We start from the raw sequence: 15,276 nt of genomic DNA, 5'->3' as shown, positions 1-15,276 counted from the left end.
TGGATCGGTGACCCTGCTCAGCGCGAACGCTCCGGCTCTCGCCGCCGCTCTGCGAAAGGCCGAGCGCGGGGAGCGCCTCGACGCCGACGACGCGCTCGCGCTCCTCGAGGCGACGGGCCCCGATGCCGAGCGCGTGCTCGATCTCGCCGCGCGCACGCGCGACGAGGGGCTCGCCCTCGCGGGCCGACCCGGTGTCGTGACGTACTCGCGCAAGGTGTTCATCCCCCTCACGACGCTGTGCCGCGACCGCTGCCACTACTGCGTGTTCGTCGACACCCCCGGCCAGCTGCTCAAGAAGGCGAAGCCCGCCTACATGTCGCCCGAGCAGGTGCTCGCCGTCGCCCGACAGGGGCAGGCGCTCGGCTGCAAGGAGGCGCTGCTCACGCTCGGCGATCGCCCGGAGGACCGGTGGCCCGAGGCGCGCGCCTGGCTCGACGAGCACGGCTACGCGTCGACTCTCGAGTACGTCGGCGCGATGGCCGAGCTGATCGTCGACGAGACGGGTCTCCTCCCCCACCTGAACCCGGGCGTGATGAGCCCCGACGAGCTCGCGGCGCTGCGCCCGTTCGCCCCCTCGATGGGCGTCATGCTCGAGACGACCTCGCGGACGCTCTTTACAGAGCCGGGGCGCGTGCACCACGGTTCGCCCGACAAGGACCCCCTCGTCCGGCTCGAGCTGCTCGAGAACGCCGGCCGCGCCCGCATCCCCTTCACCTCGGGCATCCTCGTCGGGATCGGCGAGACGCTCCGCGACCGCGCGGAGTCGATGATCGCCCTCCGCGACGTGCACGAGCGCCACGGGCACGTGCAGGAGGTCATCGTCCAGAACTTCCGCGCGAAGCCGCGGACCGCGATGCAGGACGCGCCCGACGCCGCCCTCCACGAGCATGCGATGGCCGTCGCTGTGACGCGGCTCGTCCTGGGGCCGCGCATGCGCGTGCAGGTGCCGCCGAACCTGTCCGACCCGCAGGAGTTCGCGCTTCTCCTCCGCGCGGGCGCCGACGACTGGGGCGGCGTCTCGCCGCTCACCGCCGACCACGTGAACCCCGAGCGCCCGTGGCCGCACCTCGACGACCTCGCGGCGCGCACAGCCGAGCTCGGCTTCACGCTGCGCGAGCGCCTCACGGCCCACCCCGAGTACGTGCACGCGGACGCGTGGGTCGACACGGCCATCCGCGGTGCGACGCGCGCCCTCGCCGACGAGACCGGGCTCGCGCGGCGCGCGGCGGATGGCGGCATCGTGCGCCCCGAGGCGCGCTCGCCCCGGGCGGGACACGATGCAGGAGTTCCGGGCCCGCAGGAGCCGGGAGACCGCTCCCCCGACGTGGGCGCGGTCGAGACTCCTGCACTGTGGTCGCCCGGCGGCCTCATCGCCGCCGTCATCGAGCGTGCCGCGCAGGACCCCGGAGCGCTCGACGACGCGGAGTGGGAGCGCCTCCTCACCGCGACCGGCGACGAGCTCGAGGCCCTCGTGCAGACGGCCGACGACGTCCGCCGGTACACCGTCGGCGAGACCGTGAGCATCGTCGCGAACCGCAACATCGCCTCGACCGGCTTCCGCGCACGAGGCGGCCGGGCGGACGACGAGTTCGACCTCCCGCTCCTCGAGGACGCCGCGCGCGACGCGGTCGACCTCGGTCTCACGGAGATCTGCGTGCAGGGCCTCCTCGCGCCGACCGAGGAGCCCGAGGCATATCTCGAGATCGCTCGCGCCGTGAAGCGCGCGGCCCCGGCCATCCATCTCCACGCCTTCCGCCCGCAGGATGTCGCCGACCTCGCCGACCGCGCGGGGCTCGGGGTCGACGGCGCTCTCGCAGCGCTGCGCGAGGCGGGAGTCGACACGGTGCCGGGAACGGGCGTCAAGATCCTGAGCGAGCGCGTGCGCGCCAAGGTCGCGCCCGGCGACCTCGAGATCGACCGCTGGATCGAGACCATCACGTCCGCCCACCGCGCGGGCTTCCGCTCGACATCCGTCCTGTTCTACGGGCACGTCGAGACGGCCGCGGAGCGCATCGCCCACCTCCGCAGGCTCCTGGCCATCCAGCGCGAGACCGGAGGGTTCTCCGAGTTCGTGCCGATCCCGATGCCGGGCTGGGGCCGGCCGCTCGTCGACGGCCGCAGCCCGCGTGATGAGCACCGTGCCATGGTCGCCGTTTCTCGCCTCATGCTTTCGGGCGCCATCGCGCACGTGCAGATCCCGTGGACGCGTCACGGCCTCGAGCTGTCGGCCGACCTCCTGCGCGCGGGCGGCGACGACCTCGGCGGAACGCTGCTCGACGGACGCGTCGCGCCTCGCGCGGGGGTCGAGGCCGGCCTCGAGCTGCCGCTCGACACGGCGCGCGGCATCGCGAAGCGGCTGTTCCGGCCGTTCCGCCAGCGGACGACGACCTACGGAGACGTCCAGCGGAGCGGCGGATGATCCGCGTCGGCACGCTCATCGTCGGCGCCGGCTTCGCAGGCCTCGCGGCCGCGCTCGCACTCCGGGCGCAGGGCGTCGACGACTTCGCGATCATCGAGCGCGCCGACGGGGTCGGCGGCACGTGGCGCGACAACACCTACCCCGGCGTCGCGTGCGACGTGCCCTCTCACCTGTACGGGCTCGCGAGCCATCCGTCACCCGACTGGACGCGTATGTTCGCTCCCGGCGCGGAGATCCGGGAGTACCTCGAGCGGATCGCGCGCGATGAGGGGATCGACGCGCGGATCCGCTTCGGCACCGCGCTGATCGACGCACGGTGGGACGGCGACGAGTGGGCCGTGCGCACCGGCCCGGGACACATCGCAGGACCTCCGAGCGGCTCCGCGCGCGGGAACCGGATTCCCGGCGCGGCGGGCGAAGAGGATCCTGCGTCGTGTCCCGAGGAGATCCGGGCGCGACATCTCGTCCTCGCGTGCGGGCGGCTCACCGAGCCGCGGATCCCCGACGTCGTGGGGCTCGAGACCTTCCCCGGCCCGCTCTTCCACTCCGCACGGTGGGATCACACCCAGGACGTCGCGGGGCGCCGGATCGCGGTCGTCGGCACGGGGGCGAGCGCGGTGCAGCTCGTGCCCGCCCTCGTCGATGCGGGCGCCGAGGTCGTGCTCTTCCAGCGCACGCCCGCGTGGATCGTCCCCAAGGGCGACCGGGTGTACGCCCCCGAGGAGCGCGCCGCGCTGCGCGAGCCGTCGGCCGCCGCGCACCTGCGCGACGAGCTGCTCCGCGAGGGCGAGGCGCGCTTCGCGTCGCGCTCCGGCGACCGCGCGGCCGCCGCCGAAGCCGAGGCCGTCGCGCGCGCCCACCTCGCCTCGCAGGTGGCGGACCCGGCCCTGCGCGCCGCTCTCACCCCGGACTACGCGTTCGGCTGCAAGCGCGTGCTCCTGAGCGACGCGTTCTACCCGGCCGTCGCCTCGGATGCCGTGCGTCTCGTGCCATCTGCCCTGGCCGCCGTGGAGAACGGCGCGCTCGTCGCGGCCGACGGCACGCGGCACGCGGCCGACGCGGTCGTCCTCGCCACGGGCTTCGCCTCCACCCGCCAGCCCTACGCGCCCCTCGTGACCGGAGAGCACGGTCGATCGCTCGACGCGCACTGGTCCGACGGCATGCGCTCGGTCGGCTCGACCGTCGTGCACGGCTTCCCGAACCTCTTCATCCTCGGCGGGCCGAACGCGGCGCTCGGCCACAACTCGGCCGTGCTCATCCTCGAGGAGCAGGCCGCCTTCGCCGCGGCTCTCATCGCCCGAGGTCTCGACGTGCGCGTGAGCGCGCAGGACGAGGCCGCCTACACGCGGGAGATCGTCGAGCGCTCGACCGGGACCCCGTGGGTTTCGGGCGGCTGCGAGAGCTGGTACGTCGACTCCCGCAGCGGTCGGCTCACGCTCCTGTGGCCGGGGACCGTCGCCGCCTTCCGCGAGCGTCTCGCGCGCGTCTCCCGCGACCTGCTCGAGCCATCCGCCGTCCTCACCTCCGAAGGAGCCCTGCCATGACCATCCCCTTCCGGTTCGGCTACAAGGCCTCATCCGAGCAGTTCGGGCCGCGCGAGCTGCTCGACTACGCGATCCTCGCCGAGGAGGTCGGGTTCGACTCGGTCTTCCTCAGCGACCACCTTCAGCCGTGGATGCACGAGGGAGGGCACGCGCCCGCCGCGCTGCCGTGGCTCGGCGCCGCGGCCGAGCGCACCTCGCGCGTGCTGCTCGGCACGTCGGTGCTCACGCCGACCTTCCGCTACCACCCGGGCGTCGTGGCCCAGGCGTTCGGCACCCTCGGCGCCATGCACCCCGGGCGGATGATCCTCGGCGTCGGCACGGGCGAGGCGCTCAACGAGGTCACCCTCGGACTCGACTGGCCCGAGTCGCCCGAGCGGTTCCAGCGCATGAAGGAGGCGATCACGCTCATCCGCCGGCTGTGGACCGACGATCGCGTGACCTTCGACGGCACGTACTACTCGGTGCGCAACGCCACGATCTACGACCGCCCGGACGAGCTCGTGCCCATCTACATCGGCGCCTCGGGCCCCGCGGCGACGCGGCTCGCCGGTCGGATCGCCGACGGCTACATCACGACGAGCGGCAAGGCTCCCGAGCTGTACCGTGAGAAGCTCCTGCCGGCATTCGACGAGGGGCTCGCCAAGGCGGGCCGCGACCGGTCCGACGTCGACACGCTTCTCGAGGTCAAGGTCTCCTTCCGCCACGACCGCGCCCAGGCGCTCGAGAACACGCGCTTCTGGGCCCCGCTCGCCCTGAGCCCCGAGGAGAAGATGGGCGTGGACGACCCGCTCGAGATGCAGCGCCTCGCCGAGCAGCTGCCCACCGAGCGCGCCGCCTCGCGCTTCATCGTGTCGGACGACGTCGACGAGCACCTCGCGGCGATCCGCGCCTGGATCGACCTGGGCTTCCGGCACCTCGTCTTCCACGACCCCGGTCACGACCAGGAGACCTTCCTGCGCCTCTACGGCGAAGAGGTGCTGCCTCGGCTCCGCGCCGAGTACGGAGCGTGAACGGCGACGCGGGCTTCGCCTGGCACGTCGTCATCCCCGTGAAGCCGCCCGCACGGGGGAAGTCGCGGCTGGAGGCGCCCGGCGTCGATCGCGCGGCGCTCGCCGACGCGATCGCGCGTGACACGGTCGACGCGGTCGCGCGCGCCTCGCGGGTCGCCGAGGTCGTCGTCGTCACGGCGGCCTCCGGATGGCCGGAGGGCCTCGCAGACAGCACGCCCGCGCGCGCACGGCCATCCGCCCCCATCCGCGTCGTCCGCGAGTCCGAGCCCGCGGGGCTGAACGCCGCCATCCGCCGCGGGCTCGCGACGATCGATCGCGTCCTCCCGCGGACGGTGCTCCTGGGCGACCTGCCCGCGCTCCGACCGGCGGACCTCGATGCCGCGCTCGCGCTCGCCGGCGCGGCGCGGCTCGGGCTCGTCGCGGACGCCGAGGGCACGGGATCCACCCTCATCACGGCGCGCGCGGGCACCGCACTCGTGCCGGCCTTCGGAGCGGACTCGGCCGCGGCGCACCGGGCGGCGGGGCACGTCGACCTCGGGGTGGCGCAGGAATCGACGCTGCGCCGTGACGTCGACACCGTCGAGCAGCTGCGCGCCGCCGCCGCACTCGGCCTCGGCTCGCGGACCGCGACGCTGCTGGGCTGAACAGCGTCGCACCGCCGCGGTGCCTCATCGCGGGAGGCCCCTTCTCGCGCCGATCGCGGCCTCGCCCGTGTTCGCCTGGCGACCGGAGCGGTGCCCCGACGCGAACGCGCCCGCGTCGGCCCCCTGGCGCCGGCGCCCTCTCCTCGGGGAGAGCGCGTCGACGTAGGCATCGACCCGGCTTCGACGTGACGCGAGGACGAGGGCGGTTCCGCTCCCCGCTTCCTCGATGATCGCGCGGCGGTTCTCGGCGATGCGCGCCGCGGCGCCCGCGCCGAATCCGCGCACGAACCCGCTGCGCGCGCGACGGCGGTCGCTCTCCGTGCACCAGTGATACGACGCTCGCTCGATGAGCCACCATGCGCGCATCGCGACGAGCGCCTGGACGCGCAGGCTCGCGATGAGAACGCGCGCCTGCTGCACATCGGACGCGAACCCGACGAGATACAGCACCGATCCGCGAGCGGAGTCGGCGATGAGCGGCCGGATCGTGCCGAGGGCGCGCGCGACCCCGCCGCCGAGCTCTCGGAGGTCGCGCGCGTAGGCGCCCGTGAAGAGCATCTGCTCCTCGACGACAGGGTCCTGCGTCTCGCCGAGTCGAGCACGTCTCTCATCGAGCAGCGCCTGCCCGATCCCGTACTTCACCATGAGGCGCTCGGCGTGCTCGGTGAGCGCCTCGGCTTCCTCGGGTGTCGTGCTCTCGGCCTTCGCGAGCAGCTTCGCGATGAGGTCGAGCTTGGCGTCGGTCATGGTCTCCTCCTCGGTCGGATGCGTCACATCCTCGGAGGGACCACCCCCGTCGGCGGCTCGCACGCGGTTCGCCTGGGGAGGGCGCGCCGGCGGGAGCCGCCTGTGCAGAGGGCGTCGCGGCTCAGGCGGTCGCGGCCGCGGCAGCCCGCGCGGCTGCGGGCAGCGCGTCGACGATGCGAGCGAGCGCCTCGTCGTCGTGCGCCGCCGTGAGGAACCACGCCTCGAACACGCTCGGGGGCAGCGCGACGCCCGCCTCCAGCATCGCGTGGAAGAACGGCGTGTAGCGGAACGCCTCCTGCGTCTTGGCGGTCGCGTAGTCGGCCGGTGCCTCGGGCAGGAACGCGAGCCCGAAGAGGTTGCCGGCGCGCGGGATCGCGTGGACGACGCCCTCCGCCGAGAGCGCGGCGGCCAGCGCGTCGGCGACCGTGGCCGCGGCGGCGTCGACGGCCGCGTAGACCTCGGGAGTGGCCAGACGCAGCGTCGCGATGCCGGCGGCGACGGACAGCGGGTTCCCCGAGAGCGTGCCGGCCTGGTAGACGGGGCCGACGGGAGCGAGCTGGTCCATGACGGCGCGCTTGCCGCCGAGCGCCGCGAGAGGCATGCCGCCGCCCACGACCTTGCCGAACGTGATGATGTCGGGTTCGAAGGCCTCGCCCGCCTCGACCTGGAGGCCCCAATGCCCCGCCGGGTGCACGCGGAAGCCCGTGAGCACCTCGTCGAGGATGAGCAGCGCTCCCGCGTCGTGCGCGATCTGCGCGAGCGCCGCGTTGTATCCGGGCGCCGGCCGCACGACCCCCATGTTGGCGGGCGCGGCCTCCACGATGATCGCGGCGATCTCGTCACCGCGGACCGCGAAGATCTCGCGCACCGCGTCGAGGTCGCCGTACGGGGCGACGAGCGTCTGCGCCGCGATCGGCGCGGGCACCCCCGCCGTGCCGGGGAGAGCGAGCGTCGCGACGCCGGAGCCCGCCGCCGCGAGGAGCCCGTCGGAGTGCCCGTGGTAGTTGCCGTCGAACTTGAGCACGAGGTCGCGGCCGGTGACGCCGCGCGCGAGGCGGATGGCGGTCATGGTCGCCTCGGTGCCCGTCGAGACGAGGCGCACCTGCTCGACCGGCCGGAGGCGGCCGGCCTGCACCCGGTCGACGATGAGATCGGCCAGCTCGACCTCGCCCTCGGTCGGAGCGCCGAACGACAGACCGCGCGCCGCCGCCTCCTGCACCGCGGCGACGACCTCGGGATGCGCATGACCGAGCAGAGCCGGGCCCCACGAGGCGACCAGGTCGACGTACTCGCGGCCAGCGGCATCCGTCACGTAAGCGCCGCGCGCCGACGCGAGGAACCGGGGCGTCCCGCCGACCGAGCCGTACGCCCGCACGGGCGAGTTCACGCCGCCCGGGATCACTTCGCGGGCGTGCTCGAACAGGACGTCGTTGCGATCGGTCATGCGTCCATTCTCCCGCGCCGCGGATGGGCGAAGCGTGCGAGGACGTCCGCCGCGAAACGCGGCGACTCCGGGCCGAATGGACGCGATTCGCGGCAGCGCTCACGACGTGCTTCCCCGAAACACGGCGAACCCACGCCCGTCCGCCCCGAAACGCGGCGAACCCGCCGCGCCCGGACGACGCCGCGCCTACCAGATCAGCGGAGCCAGCGCGCGGCTTCGACGGCCCAGTACGTGAGGATGGCGTCGGCGCCGGCGCGGCGGATGCCGAGGAGCGACTCCTCGATCGCGCCGCGGCGGTCGATCCAGCCGTTCGCGCTCGCGGCCTCGATCATCGCGTACTCGCCCGACACCTGGTACGCCCAGACGGGCACGTCGACGGCCGCACGCACGTCGGCGAGCACGTCGAGGTACGGCAGCGCGGGCTTCACCATGACGATGTCGGCGCCCTCCTCGACGTCGGTCACCGCCTCGCGAACTCCCTCGCGCGCGTTGCCGGGGTCCATCTGGTAGGTGCGCCGGTCGCCCTTCAGCTGCGAGTCGACCGCCTCGCGGAACGGCCCGTAGAACGCGCCCGCGTACTTCGCCGAGTACGCCATCACGATCGTGTCGACGAAGCCGTCGGACTCGAGCGCCTCGCGGACGGCCGCGACCTGGCCATCCATCATGCCCGAGAGCCCGAGCAGCGTCGCACCCGCGCGCGCCTGAGCGAGGGCCATCGCGGCGTATCGCTCGAGCGTCGTGTCGTTGTCGACACCGCCGTCGGGCGTCAGCACGCCGCAGTGTCCGTGGTCGGTGAACTCGTCGAGGCACAGGTCGGCCTGCACGACGAGGGCGTCGCCGACCTCCGATGCGAGCGCCGACACGGCGACGTTGAGGATGCCCTCGGGATCGTCGGCTCCCGAGCCCACCGCGTCGCGCACGGCCGGCACGCCGAAGAGCATGATGCCGCCGACGCCGACCTCTGCCGCCTCGACGGCGGCACGGCGGAGGGAGTCGAGCGTGTGCTGGCGCACGCCGGGCATCGACGAGATCTCGACGGGCTCGGCGATGCCCTCCCGCACGAAGGCGGGCAGCACGAGCTGGGATGGCGCGAGGTGCGTCTCGCGCATGAGCCGGCGGACGGCCGGCGACTGGCGGAGGCGCCGCGGCCGGTGCACGGGGAAGGTCATCGGCGCGCCTTCATCCCGGGAATCCGGACGACGTCGGTCGGCGTCGTGGGCGGGATGGCCCTGGCCTCCTCAGTCGGCTCGGGCACCGGGATCTTCGCGAGGGAGTCGATGAGCGACTCGATGGTCTGCCGCGGTGCGACGAGGTGGATCGGCAGCCCGACGGCGTCGGCGTCGCGCGCGGTGCGGGGGCCGATCGCGGCGATGATCGTCTGGTCGGGGATGTCGGGGAACTGCTCGCGCACCTGCTCGGCGACCGAGCCGCTCGTCACGAGGATGGCGTTGATGCGGCCGTTGAGCACGTCGCGGTGCGCGCGCTCCGGGGCGGGCACGCCCACCGTGCGGTACGCGACGACGCTGTGCACGTCGTGCCCAGCGGCGATGAGGGCGTCGGTGAGAACGGGCTTGGCGATCTCGCTGCGCAGGGTCAGGATGCGGCGGGGCTCCGACTCCCGGGCGAGGAGCTGCCTTGCGAGTCCGGCTGCGGAGTTGTCGGTGTCGGGCACGAGGTCCACGCCGTACCCGACGGCCTGCAGCGCGGTCGCGGTCGTCTCGCCGACCGCCGCGACCTTCGTGCTCTCGGGGATGGTCGCGCCGTAGGAGTAGAGGACGTCGACGGTCGTCGCGCTCGTCACGGTGAGCCAGTCGAACATGCCGTCGGCGAGGTCGCGCAGCGCCTGCTCGAGAGCGGCCTTGTCCTCCGTCGGGGCGAAGTTGATGAGCGGCGCGATGACCGGCGTCGCGCCGTCGGCACGCAGACGCGCCGCGACGCCATCGCCCCACGGGCCGCCGCGAGGCACGAGCACCCGCCATCCGGCGAGAGGCTTTCCGGTCATGTGTTCCACTGGCTTCGTCATGGTGTGGTCGAGGGGGAGACGAGGTCGGACGCCCCTCGGTCGAGAAGCCGACCGGCGACAGCGGTGCCGATCTCGCTCGCTCGTCGGGGGACGACGCGCCGGGCGGAGTCCGCACCGTCGCTTCCGCCCTCAGGACGAATATACTCCTGCGCCACGGCCTCGGCGTGCTCGACGGCGATCTCCTCGCCCGGCTCGCGGCCGTACGCGACCGCGGTGACCGAGAGCTGCTCGCCCCGGAGGACGGCGTGGATCCCGAGGGGCGCATGGCACCCGGCTTCGACCCCCGCGAGGATCGCGCGCTCGACCGTCACGGCGAAGCGGGTCGCGGGGTCGTCGAGGGCGCGGATGGCCGCGAAGAGCTCCTCGTCGATGTCGCTGCGGGTCTCGACGGCGAGAGCTCCCTGCCCCGCGGCCGTCGGCCATCCGCCCAGGTCCTGCGGCTCGAGAGCGAGGTCGATGTCGGCTCCGAGGCGCGACAGGCCCGCCGCGGCCAGCACGATCGCGTCGAGCTCGCCGTCGCGCACGCGCTGCATGCGGGAGTCGACGTTGCCGCGGATGTCGTGGAGCTCGACACCCGCGTTCGCACGCCGGACCTGGGCGATGCGGCGAGGCGAGCCCGTGCCGATCCGCGCACCTTGGGCGAGGTCGCCCAGCCGCACGCCGTCGCGCGTGAGCACGACGTCGCGCGCGTCCGCACGCGCGGGGGTCGCCGCGATGACGAGGCCGGGGGCGTCGGCGGTCGGGAGGTCCTTCAGGGAGTGCACGAGGAGATCGCACTCGTCGCGCAGCAGCGCCTCGCGCAGGCGCGTCGCGAAGACGCCTGTCCCGCCGAGCTGCGACAGCGACGCGCGCGACGTGTCGCCCTCCGAGACGATCGGCACGAGCTCGACGGGCCTCCCCGCCTGCTGCTCGAGAGCGCGGGCGATCTGCGACGACTGCGCCGTCGCGAGAGCGCTCCGGCGCGTGCCGAGACGGATGGGCGTGGTCACTGGAGCACCTCGGGCACGGCCGACGCGGGGATGCGTCGACCCGTGAAGAACGGCACCTCCTCGCGCACGTGGCGACGGGCCTCGGTGTAGCGCAGCTCGCGCATCATGTCGACGAGCTCGTTGAGCTCGTCCGACTCCATCGGGAGCATCCACTCGTAGTCGCCCAGGGCGAACGACGCCATCGTGTTCGCGACGACTCCCGAGAACGCGGCGCCCTTGCGGCCGTGGTCGGCGAGCATCGTGCGGCGCTCGTCCTCGGGCAGCAGGTACCACTCGTGGCTGCGCACGAACGGGTACACCGTGAGCCAGCCCTTTGCGGGGATGCCGCGGAGGTAGCCCGGGATGTGCCGCTTGTTGAACTCCGCGTCGCGGTGGACGGCCATCGCGTTCCACGTCGGCAGGAGGTCCTTGAGCAGCTCGGTGCGACGCAGCCGGCGCACGGCCCGCTGCAGGTCCTCGGCGACGGCGCCGTGCAGCCAGACCATGAGGTCGGCATCGGCGCGCAGGCCGCTGACGTCGTAGAAGCCGCGGATCGTCACGCCCTCGCCCTCGAGCAGGGCGACGATGTCCTCGAGCTCGGTCGCGTCGGGCTCCGTCACGGGGCGGTCGGGGTTCCGCCGCCACACCGCCCAGAGGCTGTAGTTGTCGCCGGTCGTCTCGGGTGCTGCAGACATGACTCCATCATGCTCCCGCGTCGCGAGAAGGCGAAAACGAGGCCCTCCCCCTTGACGGGAGCGGAGGGCCTCGCCACCGATCAGCGCGCGATGATCCGCGCGACGCCCCAGATCGCGAGCCCGACGGCCGCGGCGACGCCCGCCGCGGCGGCCGCTGCCGCCACGGGGCTGCGCTGCGCGAACGCGCGTGCCTTCACAGCGCCGCGCTGGCTCGCCTCGGCCGCGCGACGCGGCAGGTTGCCCTTGACCTCGATCGCGGCGAGCGCGGCCTTCAGCTCCGCCCGCGCGAGCTCGACCGGGTCGGAGATCCCGCTGGGCACGACCGTCTTCGCGAGCCGCTCCTCGGCGCGTGCACGGTCAGAACTCATCTGCGACCTCCTTGACGATGGCGACGTCCGTCTGCACGGCGCGGGCGGGGTTCTCGCTCTTCGCGAGGTGCTTGAACCGGAGCAGGCCGAGCAGCGCGAACACCGCGGCGAGCACGAGGCCGACGCCGAACACGATGAGCGCCGACGCCCACACCGGCAGCCACAGCGACAGGAGCGCGATGACGAACGCGAGGAAGGCCGGGATCGCCCAGAACACGAAGAACAGCGCGACGATCATCCAGCCGGTGCCGAAGCCCGCGTCCTTCGCGGCGGCGATCGCCCACTTCTTCGCCGCGTTGACCTCGGCGACGACGAGGTTGCGGACCAGCTCCGGCAGGTCGCCGATCAGCGAGAAGAGACTGTCGTCGGCGCGGTCCCGCACCGGCGACGGCGGAAGCTGCGCCATCAGCCGGCAGCCTTCCGCTGCGCCTCCTGCTTGACGTCGTCGGCGGCGTCCTCCGCCTCGCCGAGCGCCGCATCGAGACGCTGCCCCGGGGTGCCGGGCGTCGTGGCCGCCTTGACGACCTTGATCGCGCCGTTCCAGGCGGCGCGGGGGATCGCGAGCGCGCTCGACTTGGCGAGCTTCGTCGCCTTCTCGGCCTGCGCCTGGACGATGGGGAGCTCCCACACCTCCTGCGCCTTCTCCTTGATCTGCTCGTAGCGCTCGCGGCCGGCTCGCGTGCCGAGCACGTAGCCCACTCCGAGGCCGATCACGAGTCCCAGCTTCCCCCGCATCGGGTTCTCCTCACGTCGTTTCGGGTGCTGCCCTGGTGTCCCACAGTAACCGTGTATGCCGCTTTCGGCATCCGCCTTGCGCGAGAGCGCCCGCGGGTGTACCCGGGTCAGGTCACGAGAAGAGCGCGCGGCGTCGCACGCGCTCCGCCTCCGCGATCGCGTCGGGCACGACCTGAGCGAGTCCCGTCCCGGCGAGCCAGGCGCCGACGGCGCCGACGCCAGGAGCGGTCTGGATGGCCGCGCGCGCCTGCGCGGTCGCGGCCTTGAGTCCGACGGTCGCGGCCGGCTGCGCCTGGAGGAAGCGCTCGCGCCGGGCACCCGCCAGCTGATGCGGTGCGAGGGCGACGCCGAGCAGGGCGCTCGCCTCCTCCAGCGCGAGGGCCGCCGCCTCGTCGTCGTCGAGGCCCGCGGTCGCCGGCTCCTCGTTCTGGGTGCCGAACGAGACCCGGACGACGTGACGGTGCGCGCCGGCGGCCTCCGCGACCCACTGCCATTTCGCGGTCGCGTGGGTGAGGGCCTTCGCACGGTGCGATCCCGGGACGGTGAGCACGCCCGTCCCCCGCGGCTTCGCGTCGAGCTCGGGGGCGTCGAGGACGAGTGTGACGATCTCGACGACCGGGCCGGGCCGTGCCGGCTCGGCGGCCAGGCCGGTCACGTGCGGCGCGAGGAGGCGACGTGCGCCCGCCTCGCCGATCGCGACGACGACCACGTCCGCCTCGATCGGCCCGTCGTCGACAGCGGCGTCGCTCACGTCCTCGTCGCGCTCCTCGCGCGCCGCGAGGCGGATGGTCCAGGTCGCGCCCGCGCGCTCGAGCCCGTCGACGGCGGCGCGGGTCCTGACCTCGGCGCCGAGCACCTCGAGACGCTCGACGAGCGCGTCCGCGAGCCGCGCCATCCCGCCGCGCAGACCGAGCACGGCGCCTCCCGGAGCGGACGTGCGCGCGCCCGCGAGGTCGGCGACGGCGCCGGTGAGCGATCCGGTGCGGGTGAGCGCCGCGTTGAGCCCCGGCGCCGCGACGTCGGGGTCGATGTCGTCGGGATGCGCCGAGTACACCCCGGTCGTGACGGGCGCGACGAGCCGATCGAGGGCCTTCTCGCCGAGCCGCGACCGCACGAGGCGCCCCAGGCTGTGCTCGTGGCCGATCGTGAGCACGGGCTTCAGCCGGTCGAGGTAGGCGCGCCAGGCGCCGCCCCAGCCGAGGATCCGTCGGACGTCGTCCGCGAAGGGGTTGGCGGGGATGCCGAGCACGCCGCCCTTCGGCAGCGGTGCCGCCCCCACGCCGGGCACGCCGGCGACCCACGCGCCCCCTGCGCCCGTGCCCGGCGCCACGACGTCGTCCGACAGCCCGAGCTCGTCGATCAGCGCGCGGACGTGGCCGCCGCGGGTCGCGAAGCTCTCCGCTCCGAGATCGAGGACGACGCCGCCCACCTCGGCCGAGCGCAGCACGCCGCCCGGGCGCTCGCCGGCCTCGAGCACGGTCACGCGCATGCCCACCTTGGCGCACTCCCACGCCGCGATCAGACCCGCGACGCCGCCGCCCACGACGACGACGTGCTTCTCATGAGCGTGGGCGTAGAGCTCGTCGAGCTGCTCCGTCACGGTGTGCCTCCTCCGACGATCAGACCGAGTGGACGAGCTCGACGATGCGCGTCAGCACCGTCGGGTCGGTCTCCGGCGGGACGCCGTGGCCGAGGTTGACGATGTGCGCACGGGCAGCGCGCCCGCGTTCAAGCACGTCGCGGACGTGCGCCTCGAGCACCTCCCAGGGCGCGGCGAGCAGGGCGGGGTCGATGTTGCCCTGCAGGGTCGTCTCGCCGCCGACGGTGCGCGCGGCCTCGTCGAGCGGCACGCGCCAGTCGACGCCGACCGCGGACGCGATGCCCCCGAGGCGCATGTCGGCGAGCACGGGGCCCGTGCCGACGCCGAAGTGGATGACCGGCACGTCGAGGCCCTGAACGGCGGCCGTCGAGTGCGGGAGCACGAACGCGCGCAGATCGGATGGCGCGAGCGAGCCCGCCCACGAGTCGAACAGCTGCACGGCCGCAGCCCCCGACTCGATCTGCGCTTGGAGGAACGCGCGCGAGACCTGCGCGAGCCATCCGGCGAGCGCGTGCCAGGCGCCGGGGTCGGCGTGCATCAGGGCGCGGGCGCGCAGGTGCTCCTTCGACGGACCGCCCTCGACGAGATAGGCCGCGAGCGTGAAGGGCGCCCCCGCGAAGCCGATGAGCGGCGTGCCGGCGCCGTCGAGCTCCGAGACGACGGAGCGCACCGCGGCGCGCACGGGCTCGGCGGCCGCCGCGACCTCCGCGGGGTCGATGGCCGTCACGCGGTCGACGTCGGCGCGCGTGCGCACGGGGTTGGCGAAAACGGGCCCGCGCCCGGGGACGATCTCGACCTCGATGCCGGCGAGCCGGAGCGGCACGACGATGTCGCTGAAGAAGATGCCCGCGTCGACCCCGTGCCGCCGCACGGGCTGCAGCGTGATCTCCGCCGCGAGGTCGGGCGTGAGGCAGGCGTCGAGCATGCGCGTGCCGACGCGGAGCTCGCGGTACTCGGGAAGCGAGCGGCCCGCCTGTCGCATGAACCAGATCGGAGCGGTATCGGGGCGCTCGCCGCGCAGGGCGCGCAGCAGCGGCGCATCGGGGGAAGGCATGCCCCCATCCTCCCATCCGCGCCTT

15 protein-coding genes are annotated in these 15,276 nt (G+C 74.0%); 4 read left to right on the top strand and 11 right to left on the bottom strand.

Going from position 1 to position 15,276, the window contains the following annotated elements; genetic code table 11:
• The first annotated feature begins 7 nt into the window (after positions 1–7).
• From cofG to cofC, 4 genes are read left to right on the top strand one after another with little or no spacing between them, the layout of a single operon-like run.
• Positions 8–2,419, top strand: coding sequence for a 7,8-didemethyl-8-hydroxy-5-deazariboflavin synthase CofG (cofG, locus tag ACOWU6_RS06790; protein ID WP_421075190.1), 2,412 nt, complete (start codon positions 8–10; stop codon positions 2,417–2,419).
• Positions 2,416–3,963 (top strand): flavin-containing monooxygenase, encoded by a 1,548-nt coding sequence (locus ACOWU6_RS06785; protein WP_421075189.1) that lies wholly within the window; start codon positions 2,416–2,418, stop codon positions 3,961–3,963. The genes cofG and ACOWU6_RS06785 overlap by 4 nt, the downstream gene beginning before the upstream one ends.
• Positions 3,960–4,973: a glucose-6-phosphate dehydrogenase (coenzyme-F420) gene (fgd, locus tag ACOWU6_RS06780; protein WP_421075188.1), complete on the top strand. Its 1,014-nt coding sequence runs from the start codon at positions 3,960–3,962 to the stop codon at positions 4,971–4,973. Before ACOWU6_RS06785 ends, fgd begins: the two co-directional genes overlap by 4 nt.
• Entirely contained in the window at positions 4,970–5,617 is a 648-nt protein-coding gene (gene cofC / locus ACOWU6_RS06775; protein ID WP_421075187.1) for a 2-phospho-L-lactate guanylyltransferase, read from the top strand. Before fgd ends, cofC begins: the two co-directional genes overlap by 4 nt.
• Positions 5,618–5,641: 24 nt before the next feature.
• Here the strand turns inward: cofC and ACOWU6_RS06770 are convergent, their stop codons facing one another.
• From ACOWU6_RS06770 to hemE, 11 genes are all read right to left on the bottom strand, one after another.
• Positions 5,642–6,364, bottom strand: a complete 723-nt coding sequence (locus tag ACOWU6_RS06770; protein ID WP_421075186.1) for a DUF2786 domain-containing protein — start codon at positions 6,362–6,364, stop codon at positions 5,642–5,644.
• A gap of 121 nt (positions 6,365–6,485) precedes the next feature.
• Positions 6,486–7,808, bottom strand: a complete 1,323-nt coding sequence (gene hemL, locus ACOWU6_RS06765) for a glutamate-1-semialdehyde 2,1-aminomutase (RefSeq protein WP_421075185.1) — start codon at positions 7,806–7,808, stop codon at positions 6,486–6,488.
• Positions 7,809–8,002: 194 nt separating this feature from the next.
• On the bottom strand, positions 8,003–8,977 hold the full coding sequence (hemB, locus tag ACOWU6_RS06760) for a porphobilinogen synthase (protein WP_421075184.1): 975 nt from the start codon (positions 8,975–8,977) through the stop codon (positions 8,003–8,005).
• On the bottom strand, positions 8,974–9,810 hold the full coding sequence (locus ACOWU6_RS06755) for a uroporphyrinogen-III synthase (protein WP_271172927.1): 837 nt from the start codon (positions 9,808–9,810) through the stop codon (positions 8,974–8,976). The genes hemB and ACOWU6_RS06755 overlap by 4 nt, the downstream gene beginning before the upstream one ends.
• A 17-nt stretch (positions 9,811–9,827) precedes the next feature.
• Positions 9,828–10,820, bottom strand: coding sequence for a hydroxymethylbilane synthase (gene hemC / locus ACOWU6_RS06750; protein ID WP_421075183.1), 993 nt, complete (start codon positions 10,818–10,820; stop codon positions 9,828–9,830).
• Complete coding sequence (hemQ, locus tag ACOWU6_RS06745) at positions 10,817–11,494, bottom strand: hydrogen peroxide-dependent heme synthase (protein WP_271172929.1); 678 nt, start codon at positions 11,492–11,494, stop codon at positions 10,817–10,819. Before hemQ ends, hemC begins: the two co-directional genes overlap by 4 nt.
• Positions 11,495–11,574: 80 nt before the next feature.
• Positions 11,575–11,862: a hypothetical protein gene (locus tag ACOWU6_RS06740; protein ID WP_271172930.1), complete on the bottom strand. Its 288-nt coding sequence runs from the start codon at positions 11,860–11,862 to the stop codon at positions 11,575–11,577.
• Complete coding sequence (locus ACOWU6_RS06735) at positions 11,852–12,268, bottom strand: phage holin family protein (protein WP_271172931.1); 417 nt, start codon at positions 12,266–12,268, stop codon at positions 11,852–11,854. The genes ACOWU6_RS06740 and ACOWU6_RS06735 overlap by 11 nt, the downstream gene beginning before the upstream one ends.
• Complete coding sequence (locus ACOWU6_RS06730) at positions 12,268–12,597, bottom strand: hypothetical protein (protein WP_271172932.1); 330 nt, start codon at positions 12,595–12,597, stop codon at positions 12,268–12,270. Before ACOWU6_RS06730 ends, ACOWU6_RS06735 begins: the two co-directional genes overlap by 1 nt.
• 112 nt (positions 12,598–12,709) lie before the next feature.
• The gene (locus ACOWU6_RS06725) at positions 12,710–14,197 is read right to left on the bottom strand and encodes a protoporphyrinogen/coproporphyrinogen oxidase (protein WP_421075182.1); all 1,488 of its coding nucleotides are present in this window, start codon (positions 14,195–14,197) and stop codon (positions 12,710–12,712) included.
• A 19-nt stretch (positions 14,198–14,216) separates the two neighbouring features.
• Positions 14,217–15,251: a uroporphyrinogen decarboxylase gene (hemE, locus tag ACOWU6_RS06720; protein WP_421075181.1), complete on the bottom strand. Its 1,035-nt coding sequence runs from the start codon at positions 15,249–15,251 to the stop codon at positions 14,217–14,219.
• Positions 15,252–15,276: the final 25 nt, after the last annotated feature.

Origin of the sequence: Microbacterium sp. SA156 (assembly GCF_049065455.1) — a bacterium.
In the GTDB taxonomy this organism is placed as follows: domain Bacteria; phylum Actinomycetota; class Actinomycetes; order Actinomycetales; family Microbacteriaceae; genus Microbacterium; species Microbacterium barkeri.
Note: the sequence above shows the minus strand (reverse complement) of the source record. Positions and strands in the feature narration are given on the sequence as shown.

Bases quoted from the DNA above. Each gene is read 5' to 3' on its own strand.
- ACOWU6_RS06755 (WP_271172927.1), bottom strand. From the start codon at position 9,810: ATGACCGGAAAGCCTCTCGCCGGATGGCGGGTGCTCGTGCCTCGCGGC.
- ACOWU6_RS06735 (WP_271172931.1), bottom strand. From the start codon at position 12,268: ATGGCGCAGCTTCCGCCGTCGCCGGTGCGGGACCGCGCCGACGACAGT.
- hemQ (WP_271172929.1), bottom strand. From the start codon at position 11,494: ATGTCTGCAGCACCCGAGACGACCGGCGACAACTACAGCCTCTGGGCG.
- ACOWU6_RS06785 (WP_421075189.1), top strand. From the start codon at position 2,416: ATGATCCGCGTCGGCACGCTCATCGTCGGCGCCGGCTTCGCAGGCCTC.
- fgd (WP_421075188.1), top strand. From the start codon at position 3,960: ATGACCATCCCCTTCCGGTTCGGCTACAAGGCCTCATCCGAGCAGTTC.
- hemB (WP_421075184.1), bottom strand. From the start codon at position 8,977: ATGACCTTCCCCGTGCACCGGCCGCGGCGCCTCCGCCAGTCGCCGGCC.
- ACOWU6_RS06730 (WP_271172932.1), bottom strand. From the start codon at position 12,597: ATGCGGGGGAAGCTGGGACTCGTGATCGGCCTCGGAGTGGGCTACGTG.
- hemL (WP_421075185.1), bottom strand. From the start codon at position 7,808: ATGACCGATCGCAACGACGTCCTGTTCGAGCACGCCCGCGAAGTGATC.
- ACOWU6_RS06740 (WP_271172930.1), bottom strand. From the start codon at position 11,862: ATGAGTTCTGACCGTGCACGCGCCGAGGAGCGGCTCGCGAAGACGGTC.
- ACOWU6_RS06770 (WP_421075186.1), bottom strand. From the start codon at position 6,364: ATGACCGACGCCAAGCTCGACCTCATCGCGAAGCTGCTCGCGAAGGCC.
- hemE (WP_421075181.1), bottom strand. From the start codon at position 15,251: ATGCCTTCCCCCGATGCGCCGCTGCTGCGCGCCCTGCGCGGCGAGCGC.